This is a genomic window from Amycolatopsis sp. NPDC021455 (assembly GCF_040640995.1).
GTDB lineage: Bacteria > Actinomycetota > Actinomycetes > Mycobacteriales > Pseudonocardiaceae > Amycolatopsis.
This window is the reverse complement of record NZ_JBFACT010000002.1, coordinates 1-15,290: the sequence shown is the minus strand read 5'-3', so window position 1 is coordinate 15,290 and position 15,290 is coordinate 1. Positions and strand designations below refer to the sequence as shown.

Below are 15,290 nucleotides of genomic sequence, written 5' to 3'. Positions count from 1 at the left end.
CGTGGTGTCGCCGACCGGCCGTGCCGGACGCTCCGGGGTGCGGCGCGCGGCGCCGCACGAGCGAGGAGGAGCAAGAGTGACGGCTTCCGGCCAGGGTGGTTTCGGCTGGCTCATCACGGACTTCGTCCGCCGGGTACCCGGCGCCGCGCACGCCGTTCTGGTGTCCGCGGACGGGTTGCTCCTGGCGCCGTCGGAAGGGCTGCCCCAGGAACGCGCCGAACAGCTGTCCGCGGTGGCGTCCGGCCTGATCAGCCTGACCCAGGGCGCCGCGCGCTGCTTCGAGGCGGGCGGGGTCAACCAGACCGTGGTGGAGATGGAGCGCGGCTACTTGTTCCTGATGTCCGTTTCGGACGGTTCGTCGCTGGCGGTGCTGGCCGCGCCGACGTGCGACATCGGCACGGTCGCCTACGAGATGACCCTGCTCGTCGAGCGGGTGGGGCAGCAACTGACGCCCGAGCTGCGCGCGCAGCTGCAGGGCGGCGTGCGTGGGTAGGGCGAGATGAGGATTTCGGGATTCGACGATCCGGACTCCAGCGGCTGGGACGCACTGCACCGCGGCACCGAGCGCGAGGGTTTCGATTCGCCCAGCAAGTTCGACATGTCGACGCTGTCGATGATCATGCCGAAGCGCAAGCCGTCGCGGCCGAAGCCGGACGCGCAGGGCTACACCGACGAGGACACCCGGGTGTGGGGTTCCGACGTCGAGGACGACGACGGCTACGACCCCGTCGAGCCGGAGTGGCAGGACGAGGAGCGGTACGAACCGGAGCCGCCGCCGCTGGAGCCGGCGTGGACCCCGCCGCGGGGTGCCCGCCAGCCCGCGCCGCCGCGGCCCGTGGCGCCCCGGCCACCCGCCCCGCGCCCACCTCGGCCGCCGGCTCCCCGGCCGCCACTGTCGGGACCAGCACTGTCGGGACCAGCACTGTCGGGTCCGCATCCCCAGGTGCAGCAGCCGCCGACGGGACCCCACCCCCAGGCGCCGCTGACGGGGCCCCAGCCGCAGGCGCCTTCGTGGGGTCCGCCGCCGGCCGACTGGACACCGCCGCCGGACCCGGAGACGCGCTGGATCCCGCACCCGGAACCGTGGGACGAACCGGCCTGGAACGAACCGGCCCGCGTGGCACCCGTCGGCTCGCCGGGTTCCCGGGTCCGCCCGTACACCCGCACGGGCGGGCGCACGCGGTCCGAGCACAACCTGGCGCTGGAGGCGCTGGTCTCGACGTCCGACGACGGGCGCCGCTACCGCGGGGTCCGCTCGGTCGAACACCGCCGGATCTGCGACCTGTGCCTGGACACGCGGTCGGTCGCCGAGATCGCCGCGCACCTGCGGCTGCCCCTCGGCGTGGTGAAGGTGCTGGTCGGCGACATGGCCGACATCGGGCTCGTCCTGATCCACCAGACCGAGCTCATCCTCGGGGACCGTTCGTCCCGCGAGTTCATGGAACGCGTCCTGGCCGGCCTGCGCGCCCTCTAGCCCCAAGTCCGTGAAGGCCTCCTTCCCGGCCTTAAAGGCCGGGAAGGAGGCCTTCACGGCTTTCGGCTCAGGCGGCGGCTAGGTCGAGCGTCAGGGTGTTGCCCGGGCCGCTGATCACGGCGTTGATCACCGGCGTCGCCGAGCCGCAGTCCGAGAAGGCGCCGAGCGGGTAGGTCGAGGTCAGGCGGCCGCCGTTGCCGGCGGCGAAGTCGTCCGACGGCAGTTCGGTCGTGATCGGCTCGGCCGTGCCGCACGCCTCGCCGACGTCGTACGGCGTGCCGTTGACCCGGACGTCGGAGAGCGTCACCGGCCAGGTCGCCGAGCCGGAGAAGCCGCCGAACACCGAGCCTTCGGCGTGGCCGGGGCCGAACGTGACGGTCCCGCTGACCCTGCCGAGACCCGGGACCGACCGGTGACCTGCACCGGCGGCAGCGTGATCGTCCCGTAAAACGTGTACGGACCGACAAGCGTGTACATGTCGAACTGCCCCGGCCCGAGATCGAGGTCGGCGTGCGGTTTCGCGATGTGCGTGGTCCCGCTGACGGAGTACTTCGAGTAGACCGGCGGCCCCGCCGCGTCGGCCGCCCCGGCGAACCCGATCCCGCTCAGCGCCGTCGCCGCCGCCAGCGCCGTCACGCGCGTTCCCCACTTCATGCACCAGGCTTACCACTTGCGTGGGTGGTTCGGCGGCGATTCACCGAATCCGGTGGCTCAGTCCTCGACGATCGCCGCCGAGGTGATGCGGTGCAGCGAATAGCGCTCGTTGTTCTCGCCTTCGAGGACGCCGCCGCCGACACGCACCGGCCGGACCACGCGCTGGCTGGCCGTGCCGCGGGAGTCGACGAAACCGATCCACACCTCGCGGCGTTCGAGGGTCGCCCGCGACAGCAGCTCCAGCGTCGCCGACGTGTCCGCGCCCCCGCCGACCGGCGCGCGGACCGCCGAGCCGCGGCGCCGGGCCGAGGCCGCGTCGCCCGCACGCAGGTTCGAGACGATCCGGACCGCCTGATCCTCCGTCAGCACCGCCTGCTCACCCGGGCTCCGGCGCGCGGCGCGCGCTTTCGCCGGCAGGCGGCGGCCGCCGGGCCGGATGTCGACCACCTTGCCGTCCGGGCCTTCCGCGGCCGGCGCGAACCCGGCCCCGCGCAGCCCGGCCAGGACCTCGTGCAGCGGGTCCGGGCTGATCACGACGGTCGGGGCGATCAGCCGCAGGGCGTGCTCCGCGGCGACCGGGTGGGCCAGCACCTCGGCCAGCAACGCCTCGTCGTCGCACCGCAGGAACGACGCCGCGGCCCCGCCACGCAGCCGCCCGTGCCGCCGGGCGACGTCGTCGACGAGGTAGCTCAGCCCCTGCGGCACCGGCGTCGCCGACTTCGCCTTGAACAGCGCGTGCAGCTCGTCGGCCGTGCGCCCGGTGTCCAGCGCGCGCCGGACCGAGTTCTCGGTGATCCGGTAGACCGTCGCGTGCCCGGCCGACTCGACGTCGGCGACCGCGGCCATCTCGGCCGCCAGCTCCGGTTCCAGCGGGCCCGGCGCGACGACCGTCAGGTCCGCCTGCAGCAGGACGTGGTCCACCGGCGCGGGCAGCGCGTCCAGGATCGCCTCGACCGCGCCCGGCCGGTCGTCGGCGAGCAGCGCCCGCGTCGCCGTCGTGACGCCGCCGAGCCCGACGAGCCCCAGCGCGCTCGCTTCGGCCATCGTCCACCGGACGGTCTCGTCCCGCAGCCGCCCGCCCCGGCGCGGGGCCCGCCAGGCCAGCACCGCGACGAGCTCGTCGACGCTCTTCACCCCGGCGCCCGCCGGGAGGTCGGCCAGCGTGGCCAGGACCCGGCGCCGCGCGACCGGCGCCAGCGGGCGGCGCAGGTCCTCCGACAGCGGCGCGATCGGCTTGTCCTTGGCGTCGCGGCCACCGGCCATCCCGGGCAGGCGAGGCAGCTCCAGCCACGCCTGGGCGAGCGTCATCCACCGCTGCGCGGTCGGCGACGCGAGCCACGAGTCGGTCAGCGTCGTCGGCACCCACTCGGGCACGGTCGTCTCGCTGTCCGCGACGAGCCCGGCGCCGACGACCAGCTCGGCCAGCAGCGTTGCCTGCGTCTCGTCGATCTCCAGGTCCTTGGCGAGCTTCTTCAGCTCCCGCACGCCGAGCCCGCCCGACTTGAGCACCGGCGGCGGCGCGGCCGACCACGCGCGCAGGAGAGCTTCGGTGCGGCGCAGGAACTCCATCGCCTCGCCGGCCGCCGCTTCGTCCACAGTGGACGGCTGGTGCCGGTGGAGCGGCAGCTCGGGCTCGGTGAGCGTCCCGGGCGCGAACGCTCCGCCGCGGACGGCGATGCCGAGTTCGCGCGGCAGCTCGACGGTCTGGTCGTCGCGCCGCAGCAGCAGCCCGCGGGCGAGCAGCTTCTGCACCGGCGTCTGGGCCTTGTCGAGCGAGAGGTCCAGACCGGCATCGCGGGTGCGGCCGATCGGCGGCCCGGCGGCGAGGGCGTTGAGCACGCCGCGCTCGTCGTCGGACAGTTCGGCGAGCCGCGCTTCGAGGTCTTCGCCGGCGAGTGAAGGCGAAGAAGCGCCCAGCCCGGCCGGGAACGGCCCGAGCGCCTCGCGGGCCGCGGGTGGCACGCGCAGGGCGTCGTCCGGACCCCAGGCCAGCGCTCGCGCGCGCAGCACGGCCAGCGGCGCGGCGATGCCGGTTCCGACGAGCCCGGCGACGTCGTCGGCCGGTACCGGGTCGCGGTCCGCGCCGGCCAGCAGGCACGCTTCGAGCACGGCCAGGGTGAAGGTGTCGAGGTCCTCGCAGGCGCGCGCGACCGAGCCCGGCGTGCCGGCCCGGGTGGCCAGCACCGTGCTGTCGGAGGGCGGAGGCGTGGACAGGTCGCGCCGCGTGCGGAGCAGCTCGGTGAGCGCGGCGTCGGACTCCGCTCGCAGCCAGTCCGCCAAAGAGGTCGCGGGCATAGAAGACCAGGATACCGGGCGGTTGCGACCAGCTGCCCGGCCTCAGGCAGACTGTTCGCGTAAGTCCGAGTAAGGCTGTGGAGGACGTTGTGGCCAAGGGTGAGAAGAAGCACAAGGGCGTCGACCCGACCTGGCCGGGCGAGGACGGCGAGCACCCCGTGACCGAGCTCGCGTCGGACCGCCAGGGCGCGCTGTCGCCGTTCGGCGACATCACCTTCCCGCTCGACACGGTGCCCTACGTGCACCCGGAGACCGAGATCAACCGCTGAGGCTGTTGTTACTGGTCAGTACCGGTATCGGGCCCTCGTGAGGGCGGTCACGGGAGTAGGTTTTCTTCCGTCCCAGCCCACCTTTCCCATGCGGGGGTAGTGCCATGCCGGTTCCCGGTCCCGGATATTCGATCACCGTCCGGGTGGAGGCCCCGGCCTCGTCCAGCGCCGCCGGCGACCTGACCACTGCCGTCGGCCGCGTCGGCGGCGTGCTGACCGCGTTCGACGTCGTCGAGTCCCACCCGGACTCGATCGTGGTCGACATCAGCGCCAACGCGCTGTCGGAGAACCACGCGAACGACATCACCCAGACGCTGGACTCGCTGCCCGGCGTCAAGGTCCGCAAGGTCTCCGACCGGACGTTCCTGATCCACCTCGGCGGCAAGATCGAGGTCACGCCCAAGGTCGCGCTCCGCAACCGTGACGACCTCTCCCGCGCCTACACCCCGGGCGTCGCCCGTGTCTGCCAGGCGATCGCGGCGAACCCCGAGGACGCGCGCCGGCTGACTATCAAGCGCAACACGGTCGCGGTGCTGACGGACGGCTCCGCGGTGCTCGGCCTCGGCAACATCGGCCCGGCCGCCGCGCTGCCGGTGATGGAGGGCAAGGCGGCGCTGTTCAAGAAGTTCGCCGACGTCGACGCGTGGCCGGTGTGCCTGGACACCCAGGACACCGAAGAGATCATCATGATCGCGAAGGCGCTGGCCCCGGTGTACGCGGGCATCAACCTCGAGGACATCGCCGCGCCGCGCTGCTTCGAGATCGAGAAGCGCCTGCGCGAGCAGCTGGACATCCCGGTGTTCCACGACGACCAGCACGGCACGGCGATCGTGGTCGTGGCCGCGTTGCGCAACGCCCTGCGCGTGGTCGGGAAGAACATCGAGGACTGCAAGATCGTGGTCAGCGGCGTCGGCGCGGCCGGTTCGGCGATCATCCGCCTGCTGCTGCAGAAGAATCCGGCCGACATCGTCGCGGCGGACATCGACGGCATCGTCCACTCGGCCCGCGGCAACCTCGACGACAACCTGACCTGGATCGCGTCGCACACGAACAAGGAGCAGGTCAGCGGCACCCTGCACGAGGCGTTGGCGGGCGCGGACGTGTTCATCGGCGTGTCGGCGCCCAACCTGTTCGGCGCCGACCAGGTGGCGACGATGAACAAGGACGCGGTGGTCTTCGCGCTGGCGAACCCGGACCCGGAAATCGACCCGCTGGAAGCGCAGAAGCACGCCGCGGTCGTCGCGACGGGCCGCAGCGACTTCCCGAACCAGATCAACAACGTCCTGGCGTTCCCAGGCGTGTTCCGCGGCCTGCTGGACGCGCACGCGCACAACATCGACGACAAGATGCTGCTGGCGGCGGCGGACGCGATCGCCGACGTCGTGGACAACGGCAAGCTGAACGCGTCGTTCATCGTGCCGAGCGTGTTCGACACGGCGGTGGCACCGGCGGTCGCCGAGGCGGTGCGGAAGGCCGTGCTTGCGGAACGCTGAGTCGTCCTTGCGGCGGCCTTCCCGGCAACGGGCTCGGCCGCCGCGAACTCAGCGAACCCGTTCCAGCAGGCGAACCTCCACATCGGGCAGATCGTCGAACCGGGCCCGGCCGTCCGTGGTCACCAGCGTCCGGCCCGTGGCCCGGGCGGTGGCCGCGATGATCAGGTCGTGCGCTCCGCGGGCCTGACCCGTCCGTTGCAAGTGCGCCAGCAACTCCGCGTGGTGCTCGACGACACTCGCCGAGTACTCGACCACCGGGGTGACGGCCAGGAAGTCGGCCAAGAACGCATCGTGCGCCGCCCGGCGGGCCGGGTTCGGGTCGAGCAACAGGCCCACCCGGTACTCGGTGATCGCCAGAGCCGGCACGGCGACGTCGTCGTCCTCGCCGATCGCCCCCTCGGGCAGCCGCTGCCGCGCGGCATCGATGAGGATCCCCGTGTCGAGGATCAGTCGCGCCACGGGTCGCCGTCCAGCTCGGCGGACGCCGTCTCACGCACCTTGGCCACGTTCTCCTCGAACCGCTCGTCGGCCGGGAGCTTTCCGGCCCAGCGGTGGAACACCGCGCACACCTCGGTGCCGTTCGCCCGCGGCGCGGGCACGATCATGGCGACCCGCTTGCCGTTGCGGGTGACGACGATCGTCTCGCCCTTCTCCGCTTCGTCGAGCACCGCGGAGAACGAGCGGGAGGCTTCGGAGGCGCTCAGTTCCAACACCGGATCAGACTATCACATTCAGAAGGTCTGAATCGCGGGTGGCGGCGACCCGCCCGGCGGCATCCGGAAGTAGCCTCGGCTTGTGAGTGAACTCAGCCACGTCGACGAAACCGGCGCCGCCCGGATGGTCGACGTCTCCGGCAAGACCGCCACCGCGCGCACCGCCCTCGCGGCCGGGACCGTGCGGACCACCGCCGAAGTGCTGCGGCTGCTGGCCACCGATGGCCTCCCGAAGGGCGACGCGCTGGCCACCGCGCGGATCGCCGGGATCATGGGCGCCAAGCGGGTGCCCGAGCTGATCCCGCTGTGCCACCAGATCGCGCTGTCCGGGGTCAAGGTCGAGTTCGCCCTCGGCGAGGCCGAGGTCGGCATCCGCGCGACGGCCAAGACCACCGACGTCACCGGCGTCGAGATGGAGGCGCTGACCGCGGTGGCCGTCGCCGGGCTGACGCTGCACGACATGATCAAGGCCGTCGACCCGGCGGCGACGCTGGACGAGGTCCGCCTGCTCCGCAAGGACGGCGGCAAGACCGGAACCTGGGAGCGGCCGTGAAGGGCACCGCGCGCGTCATCGTGGCGTCCAACCGCGCCGCGAAGGGCGTCTACGAAGACAAGACCGGCCCGGTGATCGCCGCCTGGCTGGCGGACCGCGGGTACGACGTGCCCGCCCCGGTCGTCGTCGAGGACGGCGACCCGGTGGGGGTGGCGCTGCGGGCCGCGCTGGCCGACGGCGTCGCCGTCGTGCTCACCACGGGCGGCACCGGCATCTCGCCGACCGACCGCACCCCGGACGTCACCCGCGCGCTGCTGGACCACGAGCTGCCGGGCGTCGCGGACGCGATCCGCGCGGCCGGGCTGCCGAAGGTGCCGACAGCGGTGCTGTCGCGCGGTGTCGCGGGCGTGGCGGGGCGGACCCTGGTCGTGAACCTCCCGGGCTCCAGCGGCGGCGTGAAGGACGGCCTGGGCGTGCTCGACGGCGTCCTGGACCACGCGGTCGACCAGCTGGCCGGCGGCGACCACCCGCGGCCGGCCGCGGCCGGGACAGCCGGGCCCGCCGTGCGCGTGGCGCGGGCGCTGGTGACCGAGGACGTGCTGTCGGTCGAGGAGCACGCCCGGCTGGTCGAGGACGACGCCGCGGGCGCGGTGGTGACGTTCGCCGGGGTGGTCCGCGACCACGACGGCGGCAAGGGCGTGCGCGACCTGACCTACGAGGGCCACCCGAGCGCGGGCCAGGTGATCGCGGACGTCGTCGCGGACCTGTCGGCGCGCTGGAGCGGCGTCCGCGCGGTGGCCGTGAGCCACCGGCTGGGGCCGCTGACGATCGGCGACGTCGCGCTCGCGTGCGCCGTGGCGGCGGAGCACCGCGGTCAGGCGTTTTCGGCGTGTGCCGAGCTGGTCGACGAGGTGAAGGCGCGGCTGCCGGTCTGGAAGCACCAGCACTTCACCGACGGCACCGACGAGTGGGTCAACTCGCCCTGACACCGCCTGAAACGCTCTGAACGCCTCTGTGGCGGGAGCAGGAGGCGCAAACACACCAAGCCCTCCACCGCCCGGGGGATTGGCGGTGGAGGGCTTGTGGCGTCACGGCTCGAGGCCGGACTCACGCATCACTGCGCGATCGTCACTTGGTGGCGATCTTCTGCCCGACGAGGATCAGGTCCGCGTTCGGGATGTACTTCGCGTTCAGCTCCTGCAGCTTCTGGTAGCCGCCCTGGACGTTGAACTGCTTGGCGATCTTGGACAGGGTGTCGCCCGCCACGACGGTGTAGTCACCGTTCGGGTTGGAGCTGCTCACGCCGGTCGCCGCCGGGGCCACCGGGGCCGCCGCCTGCTTCGGGGCGGTGCTCTTCTTCGGGGTCACCTTCTTGACGGTGGACTTGCCGGTGGCCTTGGGGGCCGACGAGCCGCTGCCGCCCTTCTTGCCGCAGACCGGCCACGCGCCGATGCCCTGGCCCTGCAGGACGCGCTCGGCCACGGCGATCTGCTCCTCGCGGGAAGCGTTCGCCGCGCTGCCGGTACCGCCGTAGGCCTTCCAGGTGCTCTGCGTGAACTGCAGGCCGCCGTAGTAGCCGTTGCCGGTGTTGGTGCTCCAGTTGCCGCTGCTTTCACACTGCGCGATGGCGTCCCAGTTGGTCGCCGACGCGGGGGTCGCGGCGATCGCGATGGGCGCGCCGACCGCGATGCCCGCGATGGCGACGCGAGCGACGGTGCGGGTGGCAGCGGACATCTTGCGGTGCTTGCCTCGGTAAGACATTTGGTCGCTTCTCGGTTTCCCAGCGCCTACGAACCGGTGTGCGGGTCAGGATCGGGGTCCTGGCGCCGGCCATCCCAGGCCGGCAGACGAGTCCGACGCACGGCGCGTCTTCGTCGTCCCCTCGTCCCTGTCCGGAAATGCTTTCGCTCGGGGTATGGGTCCGGGGATCCGTCGGACAGGGCTAGGCGCTTCGGATTCCCGGTCTTGCGTCGGTCGGTCGGGGCCAACCGAAAAGCGACGGTACGTAACGATGGCCGTGATCGGAAATTATTCGGGGCGTGACCTACGTCACAGTAACGACACGCAACCCCGGTCGATTGGCTTGTTTGCGCTGGTCAGCGGGCCGTTATCTGGCCGTTTCCTGCTCGAGATAAAACACGGATCGTGAGGCTTGCGTCACGTGTTTTGCGCAGCGAATGGGCCATTCGCGCGAGCCCGTTCTCGATTGAAGCGCGCATCTTATGACCACTCGCGGCCGCACGCCAGACTTGACAATGCTGCCTCATGTACCTCAGGAGTCACATCAGTCCCACCTGTTCGTGGGGTTTGACGTCACCCTCGGGGCGTCGTGATCGGCCGGCCCGGCCGGTCCGGGCGACACACCGCGACGGACCAGGCGAAACGGGTCACCGGGTGGTGTCGCGACCGACCGGCTCAGCTTGCCGCGAACAGCCGGATTCGCCGATGCGCCACGCCGGGGCGGCCCGAAACGGCGTCGCCGAGCGGTCGGCTGCCGTGCCCGAGCGGTCGCCGGAATACAGGGAAGGCGAACTCCGGACGCCTCCGCCGGGTGGACCACACCCTTGCAAGCTTCGGCCCAAGCGAGCCCGCGTGATCAGGGAGTCGACACGCGTGATCAGAGGGTCGACACGCGTGAATGGAGGGTCGACACGACGCGCCGGCCGGCCGGTGCCGTGTCGACCCTTGAATCACGCGTGTCGGCTCTTCAATCACGGGTGTCGACTGTTCCGGCACGTGAGCCGGCCGTCCGGGGTGGTCAGCCGCCGGCGAACGGGGGGAGGACGTCGAGTTCCGCGCCGTCCGGCAGGGGGCGGGTCAGGTCGCGGACCGCGATGCCGTCGAGCAGGTAGCTCGCCGCGTCCAGGACCCGCGGCAGGGAAGCGGGGTGGAGCCGTCGAAGCTCGGCCACCGCGTCGGCGACCGATGCGCCCGCGGGCAGCTGGACCTTCTCCTCCTCCGCGCCCGCCGCGGCGCGGGCCGCGGCGAAGTACCGCACCACGATGGTCAGGGTCGCCATCTCAACCGCCGATCGCGCTCATCGGCCGGATCGGCTGCGCGAACCCGGCGTCGTTGATCTCGTGTCCCGCGAGCTTGCCCCACATCGTCGCCCGCCAGGCGTCCGCGATCTCTTCGTCGCGCGCGCCCGCGCGCGCGAGAGAGCGCAGGTCCGTCTCGTCGTTGCTGAACAGGCAGGAGCGCACCGCGCCATCCGCGGTCAGCCGCGTCCGCTCGCACGCCGAGCAGAACGGCCGGGTCACCGACGCGATCACGCCGACGTCGCCGGGGCCGCCGTCGACCAGCCAGCGCTCGGCCGGCGCGCCACCGCGCGCCTCCGAGGCCGGTGTCAGGTCGAACGAGGCCGAAAGCATCGAGAGGATCTCGGCCGCGGTGATCATCTCGCCGCGGTTCCAGCCGTGCTGGGCGTCCAGCGGCATCTGCTCGATGAACCGCAGGTGGTAACCCTCGGCGAGGCAGAACTTCAGCAGCGGCACGGCTTCGGTCTCGTTGAGGCCGCGGATCAGCACGGCGTTGACCTTCACCGGCGCCATCCCGGCGTCCCGCGCCGCGGCCAGTCCGGCCACGACGTGCGAGAGCCGGTCGCGGCGGGTGATCTCGACGAACGTCTCGGGGTCGACGGTGTCGAGCGAGACGTTGATCCGGTTCAGCCCCGCCGCCGCGAGCCCGGCCGCGCGCTTGGCGAGGCCGATCCCGTTGGTGGTCATGGACAACCGCGGCCGCGGCGACAACGCCGTGATCCGCGCGACGAGGTCTTCGAGACCCGGCCGCAGCAGCGGTTCGCCGCCGGTGAGCCGGATGTCGGTGACGCCGAGCATCTCGACGGCGATCCGCATCAGCCGGACCAGCTCGTCGTCGGTCAGCACCTGCTCGCCCGGCATCCAGTCGAGGCCTTCCGCGGGCATGCAGTAGGTGCACCGGAGATTGCACCGATCCGTCAGGGAAACCCGGAGATCGGTGGCCACCCGGCCGAAGGTGTCGATGAGGTGCGGGTTCTCGGGCCGGGGCACGCGAGACGAGCCTCGTGTACCGGGGACGCGAGGAAACCCGAGATCCACTGCTGTCATTACGCCCAGGGTAGCTCTCCGAACGCCCGCTAGGATACTTTGCGCAGCGAGTAGTTCAGCGGCCGAACCAACGAGGACTTGTGACGGAAAAGACTTACCCGGTCACCGACGAGGAACTCTTCCGCTTCGCGGAATTGGGTCGCCGGACCAGTACGTTCACCGTCCTGCGGCACGTCCGGATCGCCGAGCAGATGGGCCTGTCCGGCACCGACCACAAGACGTTCGACCTGGTCGACCAGTCGGGCGGGCCGCTCACCGCCGGCCGGATCGCCGAGCTGACGGGCCTGTCCACGGGCGCGGTCACCGGCGTCATCGACCGGCTGGAGAAGGTCGGGCTGGTCCGCCGCGTCCGCGATCCCGAGGACCGGCGGAAGGTTCTCGTCGAGGTCGTGCCGCGGGCGGCCGAACGCTTCGCCCCGCTCTTCGAGTCGGCCTTCGGGGTCCTCCGCGACCTGCTCGCGCAGTTCTCCCCGGCCGAGCGAAAAGTGATCGAGCGTTATCAGAATGTCATCCTCGAACAGCTGCGCGCCGAAGTCATGGACAATTCGCGCCCCGCGTAGCTTTTCCTCAACTGCGGAGATAATGTCTGCGGCATGCCGCAATTTCGGTTGTCCGAGGCCGCGCGCCTGCTCGGGGTCAGCGACGACACCGTGCGCCGCTGGGTGCGCGCGGGCCAGCTGACCGCCACCGACGACGCCGCCGGCCGCAAGGTCGTCGACGGCGCCCAGCTGGCCGGGTTCGCCCGCGCCCAGGCGTCGGGTCCCGACGACCCCTCGACGGTCGGCCGCTCGGCCCGCAATAGGTTCGTGGGGCTGGTCACCGAGGTCATCGCCGACAAGGTGATGGCCCAGGTGGAACTGCAGTGCGGGGCGCACCGCGTGGTGTCCCTGATGAGTACCGAAGCCGTCCGCGAGCTGGGCCTGCGCCCCGGCGTGCTCGCGGTCGCGGTGGTCAAAGCGACCACTGTCGTGGTGGAAACACCGGAAGGACATTGATGAAGAAGCTTGCTCTCGCCGTTGCGGGCGTTGCCGCCGTCGCCCTGTTCGCGGGCGCGTGCAGCAGCTCGGACGAGCCCAGCACGAAGACCGACGCAGCGTCGGTCACCGCGCCCGCGCCCAAGGGGGCCGGGAACGCCGGTGGCGGCGGCACGCTGACCGTGTTCGCCGCCGCGTCGCTCACCGAGTCGTTCACCGCGCTCGGCAAGGAGTTCGAGGCCCAGCACTCCGGCGTCTCCGTGAAGTTCAGCTTCGCGGGCTCGTCCGGCCTGGTCCAGCAGCTGACCAACGGCGCGAAGGCCGACGTCTTCGCCTCGGCCGACCAGGCCAACATGGACAAGGCCGTCCAGGCCGGCGTGATCGACGGCCAGCCGACGGTGTTCGCCACCAACAAGCTCGCCATCGCCGTCGCGCCGGGCAATCCCAAGGGCATCAAGTCCTTCGCCGACCTCAACAAGCCCGGCCTGAACGTCATCACCTGCGCCCCGCAGGTGCCGTGCGGTGCGGCCACGAAGAAGGTCGAGACGGCCACCGGCGTCACGCTCAAGCCGAAGAGCGAGGAGCAGGACGTCAAGCAGGTGCTGAACAAGGTCGCGTCCGGCGACGCCGACGCGGGCCTGGTCTACGTCACCGACACCACCTCGGCCGCGGGCAAGGTCGACAAGGTCGACTTCCCCGAGGCGGCCCAGGCGATCAACAGCTACCCGATCGCCGCGGTCAAGGGCGGCCAGGCCGATCTGGCGAAGCAGTTCGAGCAGTTCGTGCTCGGCACCGAGGGCAAGAACGAGCTGACGAAGGTCGGGTTCGGCCCTGCGCAGTAGGCGTTCCGCGAGTGGCCGGCCGGGGCAGTCCCCGGCCGGCCACTCGCGCGTTCCGCGGGTGCTCGCCGTCCCCGCGGCCCTCGCGCTGGCGCTGGTCGTGCTGCCGGTCGTCGGGCTGCTGGTCCGCACCGACCTCACACGGCTGCCGTCGCTGATCGTCACGCCGTCGTCGTGGCACGCGCTGCGGCTGTCGCTGATCACGGCGGCACTGTCCACTCTGGCCTGCGTGCTGCTCGGCGTGCCGCTGGCCGTCGTGCTCGCGCGAGCCCGGTTCCGCGGGGTCCGGCTGCTGCGGCCGATCGTGCTGCTGCCGCTGGTGCTGCCGCCGGTGGTCGGCGGTCTCGCGCTGCTCTACCTGCTCGGCCGCAAGGGCTTTCTCGGCATCCTCATCACCGCCCTGACCGGCGAGTCCGTGCCGTTCACGACGACGGCGGTGGTGATCGCGCAGACGTTCGTCGCGATGCCGTTCCTCGTGGTCAGCCTCGAAGGCGCGCTCCGGAACACCGGCGACCGCTACGAGCAGGTCGCCGCGACGCTCGGCGCGCGCCCGTGGACCGTCTTCCGCCGGGTCACGCTGCCGCTGCTGCTGCCCGCGCTCGGCTCCGGCGTCGTGCTCAGCTTCGCCCGTGCGCTGGGGGAGTTCGGCGCCACGATCACCTTCGCGGGCAGCCTCGAAGACGTCACCCGGACCCTGCCGCTCGAGGTCTACACGCAGGCCGAAGTGGACGTCGACAGTGCGGTGGCGCTTGCGTTGCTGCTGATCGTCGTGGCGATCGTCGTCATCGCCGTAGCGCGGCCGCGCTCGTGGGAAGGCGGTCTCCGGTGAGCCTCGCCGCCCGGATCGACGCCGTCCGCGGCTCGTTCCACCTCGAAGTGGACCTCGACGTGCCCGCCGGGAGCGTGCTGGCGCTGCTCGGCCCGAACGGCTCCGGCAAGTCGACGGTCCTGGGCTGCCTCGCGGGGCTGGTCACGCCGAAGTCGGCGGAGATCACGGTGGCCGGGCGCGCGCTGGCCGGCGTGCCGCCGCACCGCCGTGGCATCGGGCTGCTCTCGCAGGACGCGCTGCTCTTCCCGCACCTGTCCGCAGTGGACAATGTCGCGTTCTCGCCGCGCTCGACCGGCGCCGGCCGCCGGGCGGCGCGGGAGCGCGCCTTCTACTGGCTGGCCGAAGTGGACGCCGTTTCGCTGGCCGACCGGCGGCCGGGGCAGCTGTCCGGCGGCCAGGCCCAGCGGGTCGCGATCGCCAGGGCCCTGGCCGCCGAACCGGACCTGCTGCTGCTCGACGAGCCGTTCGCCGCCCTCGACGTCGACGCCGCCCCGGCGATCCGCGGCCTGCTGAGGCGGGTGCTCAGGACCGGGCCGACGACCGTGCTCGTCACGCACGACCCGCTGGACGCGCTCGCGCTCGCCGACCACGTCGCGGTGATGAACGACGGCCGCGTCGTCGAACGCGGCCCGACGCGGGAAGTGCTTTCGGCGCCCCGGACGGCGTTCACCGCACGGATCGCCGGGCTCAACCTCGTCGCCGGGACCGCGGGCCCCGAAGGCTTGCGGACGGCGTCCGGTTCGGTGGTGGCGGGCATCCCGGCCGCCGACGTGGTGCTGGGCGAGCCCGCGGTGGCGGTGTTCCCGCCGAACGCCGTCGCCGTCTACCCGCACGACGGCGACCACCGCGGCAGCCCGCGCAACACGACCGACGCCGTCGTCGCGGCCCTGGAGCCGCACGGGCCGGTGATCCGCGTCCGGGCCGAGGGCGACGGCTGGGCCCACGGCCTTACCGCCGACCTCACCCCGGCCGCCGTCGCCGAGCTCGCGCTGGAGCCCGGCTCGGCGGTGACGCTGTCGGTGAAGGCCGCGACCGTGGCGATCCACCCGGCCGCGGCCTCCTGACCCAAGCGCCCCAATGTGGCGTTGGTTGCGTCCAACGCACCCAATGTGGCGGGGGGGGGGGGGGGACCCCCCCACCCCCCCCTGGTGGGGACGGGTGGCCGGGGGGGC

The 15,290-nt window shown here is 72.2% G+C and carries 19 protein-coding genes; 11 read left to right on the top strand and 8 right to left on the bottom strand.

Annotated elements, in window-relative coordinates; genetic code table 11:
• The first annotated feature begins 76 nt into the window (after nucleotides 1–76).
• Nucleotides 77–493, top strand: coding sequence for a roadblock/LC7 domain-containing protein (locus AB0G28_RS03110; protein ID WP_361082410.1), 417 nt, complete (start codon nucleotides 77–79; stop codon nucleotides 491–493).
• A gap of 6 nt (nucleotides 494–499) precedes the next feature.
• Entirely contained in the window at nucleotides 500–1,474 is a 975-nt protein-coding gene (locus AB0G28_RS03105) for a DUF742 domain-containing protein (protein WP_361082408.1), read from the top strand.
• 67 nt (nucleotides 1,475–1,541) lie between these two features.
• Here the strand turns inward: AB0G28_RS03105 and AB0G28_RS03100 are convergent, their stop codons facing one another.
• From AB0G28_RS03100 to AB0G28_RS03090, 3 genes are read right to left on the bottom strand one after another with little or no spacing between them, the layout of a single operon-like run.
• Nucleotides 1,542–1,781 carry a hypothetical protein gene (locus tag AB0G28_RS03100; protein ID WP_361082406.1) on the bottom strand — a complete coding sequence of 80 codons (240 nt, stop codon included), beginning with the start codon at nucleotides 1,779–1,781 and terminating at the stop codon, nucleotides 1,542–1,544.
• Entirely contained in the window at nucleotides 1,778–2,128 is a 351-nt protein-coding gene (locus AB0G28_RS03095) for a hypothetical protein (RefSeq protein WP_361082404.1), read from the bottom strand. The genes AB0G28_RS03100 and AB0G28_RS03095 overlap by 4 nt, the downstream gene beginning before the upstream one ends.
• A gap of 57 nt (nucleotides 2,129–2,185) precedes the next feature.
• A complete protein-coding gene (locus AB0G28_RS03090; protein WP_361082402.1) occupies nucleotides 2,186–4,423 on the bottom strand; it encodes a helicase-associated domain-containing protein in 2,238 nt (745 codons plus the stop codon).
• Between the two features lie 89 nt (nucleotides 4,424–4,512).
• Here AB0G28_RS03090 and AB0G28_RS03085 point away from each other — a divergent pair, with 89 nt between their 5' ends.
• Both AB0G28_RS03085 and AB0G28_RS03080 read left to right on the top strand, forming a co-directional pair.
• Complete coding sequence (locus AB0G28_RS03085) at nucleotides 4,513–4,692, top strand: hypothetical protein (RefSeq protein WP_033261580.1); 180 nt, start codon at nucleotides 4,513–4,515, stop codon at nucleotides 4,690–4,692.
• Between the two features lie 104 nt (nucleotides 4,693–4,796).
• The gene (locus tag AB0G28_RS03080) at nucleotides 4,797–6,185 is read left to right on the top strand and encodes an NAD-dependent malic enzyme (RefSeq protein WP_361082400.1); all 1,389 of its coding nucleotides are present in this window, start codon (nucleotides 4,797–4,799) and stop codon (nucleotides 6,183–6,185) included.
• A 48-nt stretch (nucleotides 6,186–6,233) separates the two neighbouring features.
• Here AB0G28_RS03080 and AB0G28_RS03075 read toward each other — a convergent pair whose 3' ends face one another.
• A complete protein-coding gene (locus tag AB0G28_RS03075) occupies nucleotides 6,234–6,644 on the bottom strand; it encodes a PIN domain-containing protein (protein WP_361082398.1) in 411 nt (136 codons plus the stop codon).
• Entirely contained in the window at nucleotides 6,632–6,898 is a 267-nt protein-coding gene (locus tag AB0G28_RS03070) for a type II toxin-antitoxin system Phd/YefM family antitoxin (protein ID WP_361082396.1), read from the bottom strand. Before AB0G28_RS03070 ends, AB0G28_RS03075 begins: the two co-directional genes overlap by 13 nt.
• A gap of 82 nt (nucleotides 6,899–6,980) precedes the next feature.
• Here AB0G28_RS03070 and moaC point away from each other — a divergent pair, with 82 nt between their 5' ends.
• On the top strand, nucleotides 6,981–7,451 hold the full coding sequence (gene moaC / locus AB0G28_RS03065; protein WP_091318516.1) for a cyclic pyranopterin monophosphate synthase MoaC: 471 nt from the start codon (nucleotides 6,981–6,983) through the stop codon (nucleotides 7,449–7,451).
• Complete coding sequence (locus AB0G28_RS03060) at nucleotides 7,448–8,377, top strand: molybdenum cofactor biosynthesis protein MoaE (protein WP_361082394.1); 930 nt, start codon at nucleotides 7,448–7,450, stop codon at nucleotides 8,375–8,377. The genes moaC and AB0G28_RS03060 overlap by 4 nt, the downstream gene beginning before the upstream one ends.
• Nucleotides 8,378–8,519: 142 nt before the next feature.
• Here the strand turns inward: AB0G28_RS03060 and AB0G28_RS03055 are convergent, their stop codons facing one another.
• From AB0G28_RS03055 to moaA, 3 genes are all read right to left on the bottom strand, one after another.
• Nucleotides 8,520–9,152 carry a transglycosylase family protein gene (locus tag AB0G28_RS03055; RefSeq protein WP_361082392.1) on the bottom strand — a complete coding sequence of 211 codons (633 nt, stop codon included), beginning with the start codon at nucleotides 9,150–9,152 and terminating at the stop codon, nucleotides 8,520–8,522.
• A 997-nt stretch (nucleotides 9,153–10,149) separates the two neighbouring features.
• A complete protein-coding gene (locus tag AB0G28_RS03050; protein WP_361082390.1) occupies nucleotides 10,150–10,410 on the bottom strand; it encodes a MoaD/ThiS family protein in 261 nt (86 codons plus the stop codon).
• 1 nt (nucleotide 10,411) lies between these two features.
• Complete coding sequence (moaA, locus tag AB0G28_RS03045; RefSeq protein ID WP_361082388.1) at nucleotides 10,412–11,419, bottom strand: GTP 3',8-cyclase MoaA; 1,008 nt, start codon at nucleotides 11,417–11,419, stop codon at nucleotides 10,412–10,414.
• A 137-nt stretch (nucleotides 11,420–11,556) separates the two neighbouring features.
• Between moaA and AB0G28_RS03040 the strand changes: the two genes are divergently transcribed.
• Genes AB0G28_RS03040 through AB0G28_RS03020 form a run of 5 tightly spaced genes read left to right on the top strand, consistent with a single transcriptional unit; the run spans nucleotide 11,557 to nucleotide 15,182 of the window.
• On the top strand, nucleotides 11,557–12,036 hold the full coding sequence (locus AB0G28_RS03040; RefSeq protein ID WP_361082386.1) for a MarR family transcriptional regulator: 480 nt from the start codon (nucleotides 11,557–11,559) through the stop codon (nucleotides 12,034–12,036).
• A gap of 33 nt (nucleotides 12,037–12,069) precedes the next feature.
• On the top strand, nucleotides 12,070–12,471 hold the full coding sequence (locus AB0G28_RS03035) for a helix-turn-helix transcriptional regulator (protein WP_361082384.1): 402 nt from the start codon (nucleotides 12,070–12,072) through the stop codon (nucleotides 12,469–12,471).
• Nucleotides 12,471–13,292, top strand: coding sequence for a molybdate ABC transporter substrate-binding protein (gene modA / locus AB0G28_RS03030; protein WP_361082382.1), 822 nt, complete (start codon nucleotides 12,471–12,473; stop codon nucleotides 13,290–13,292). The genes AB0G28_RS03035 and modA overlap by 1 nt, the downstream gene beginning before the upstream one ends.
• A gap of 58 nt (nucleotides 13,293–13,350) precedes the next feature.
• The gene (locus AB0G28_RS03025; RefSeq protein WP_361082380.1) at nucleotides 13,351–14,118 is read left to right on the top strand and encodes an ABC transporter permease; all 768 of its coding nucleotides are present in this window, start codon (nucleotides 13,351–13,353) and stop codon (nucleotides 14,116–14,118) included.
• Nucleotides 14,115–15,182 carry an ABC transporter ATP-binding protein gene (locus AB0G28_RS03020; RefSeq protein WP_361082378.1) on the top strand — a complete coding sequence of 356 codons (1,068 nt, stop codon included), beginning with the start codon at nucleotides 14,115–14,117 and terminating at the stop codon, nucleotides 15,180–15,182. Before AB0G28_RS03025 ends, AB0G28_RS03020 begins: the two co-directional genes overlap by 4 nt.
• Nucleotides 15,183–15,290 lie beyond the last annotated feature (108 nt).

Bases quoted from the DNA above. Each gene is read 5' to 3' on its own strand.
- AB0G28_RS03105 (WP_361082408.1), top strand. From the start codon at position 500: ATGAGGATTTCGGGATTCGACGATCCGGACTCCAGCGGCTGGGACGCA.
- AB0G28_RS03095 (WP_361082404.1), bottom strand. From the start codon at position 2,128: ATGAAGTGGGGAACGCGCGTGACGGCGCTGGCGGCGGCGACGGCGCTG.
- AB0G28_RS03090 (WP_361082402.1), bottom strand. From the start codon at position 4,423: ATGCCCGCGACCTCTTTGGCGGACTGGCTGCGAGCGGAGTCCGACGCC.
- AB0G28_RS03080 (WP_361082400.1), top strand. From the start codon at position 4,797: ATGCCGGTTCCCGGTCCCGGATATTCGATCACCGTCCGGGTGGAGGCC.
- AB0G28_RS03055 (WP_361082392.1), bottom strand. From the start codon at position 9,152: ATGTCTTACCGAGGCAAGCACCGCAAGATGTCCGCTGCCACCCGCACC.
- AB0G28_RS03050 (WP_361082390.1), bottom strand. From the start codon at position 10,410: ATGGCGACCCTGACCATCGTGGTGCGGTACTTCGCCGCGGCCCGCGCC.
- AB0G28_RS03035 (WP_361082384.1), top strand. From the start codon at position 12,070: ATGCCGCAATTTCGGTTGTCCGAGGCCGCGCGCCTGCTCGGGGTCAGC.
- modA (WP_361082382.1), top strand. From the start codon at position 12,471: ATGAAGAAGCTTGCTCTCGCCGTTGCGGGCGTTGCCGCCGTCGCCCTG.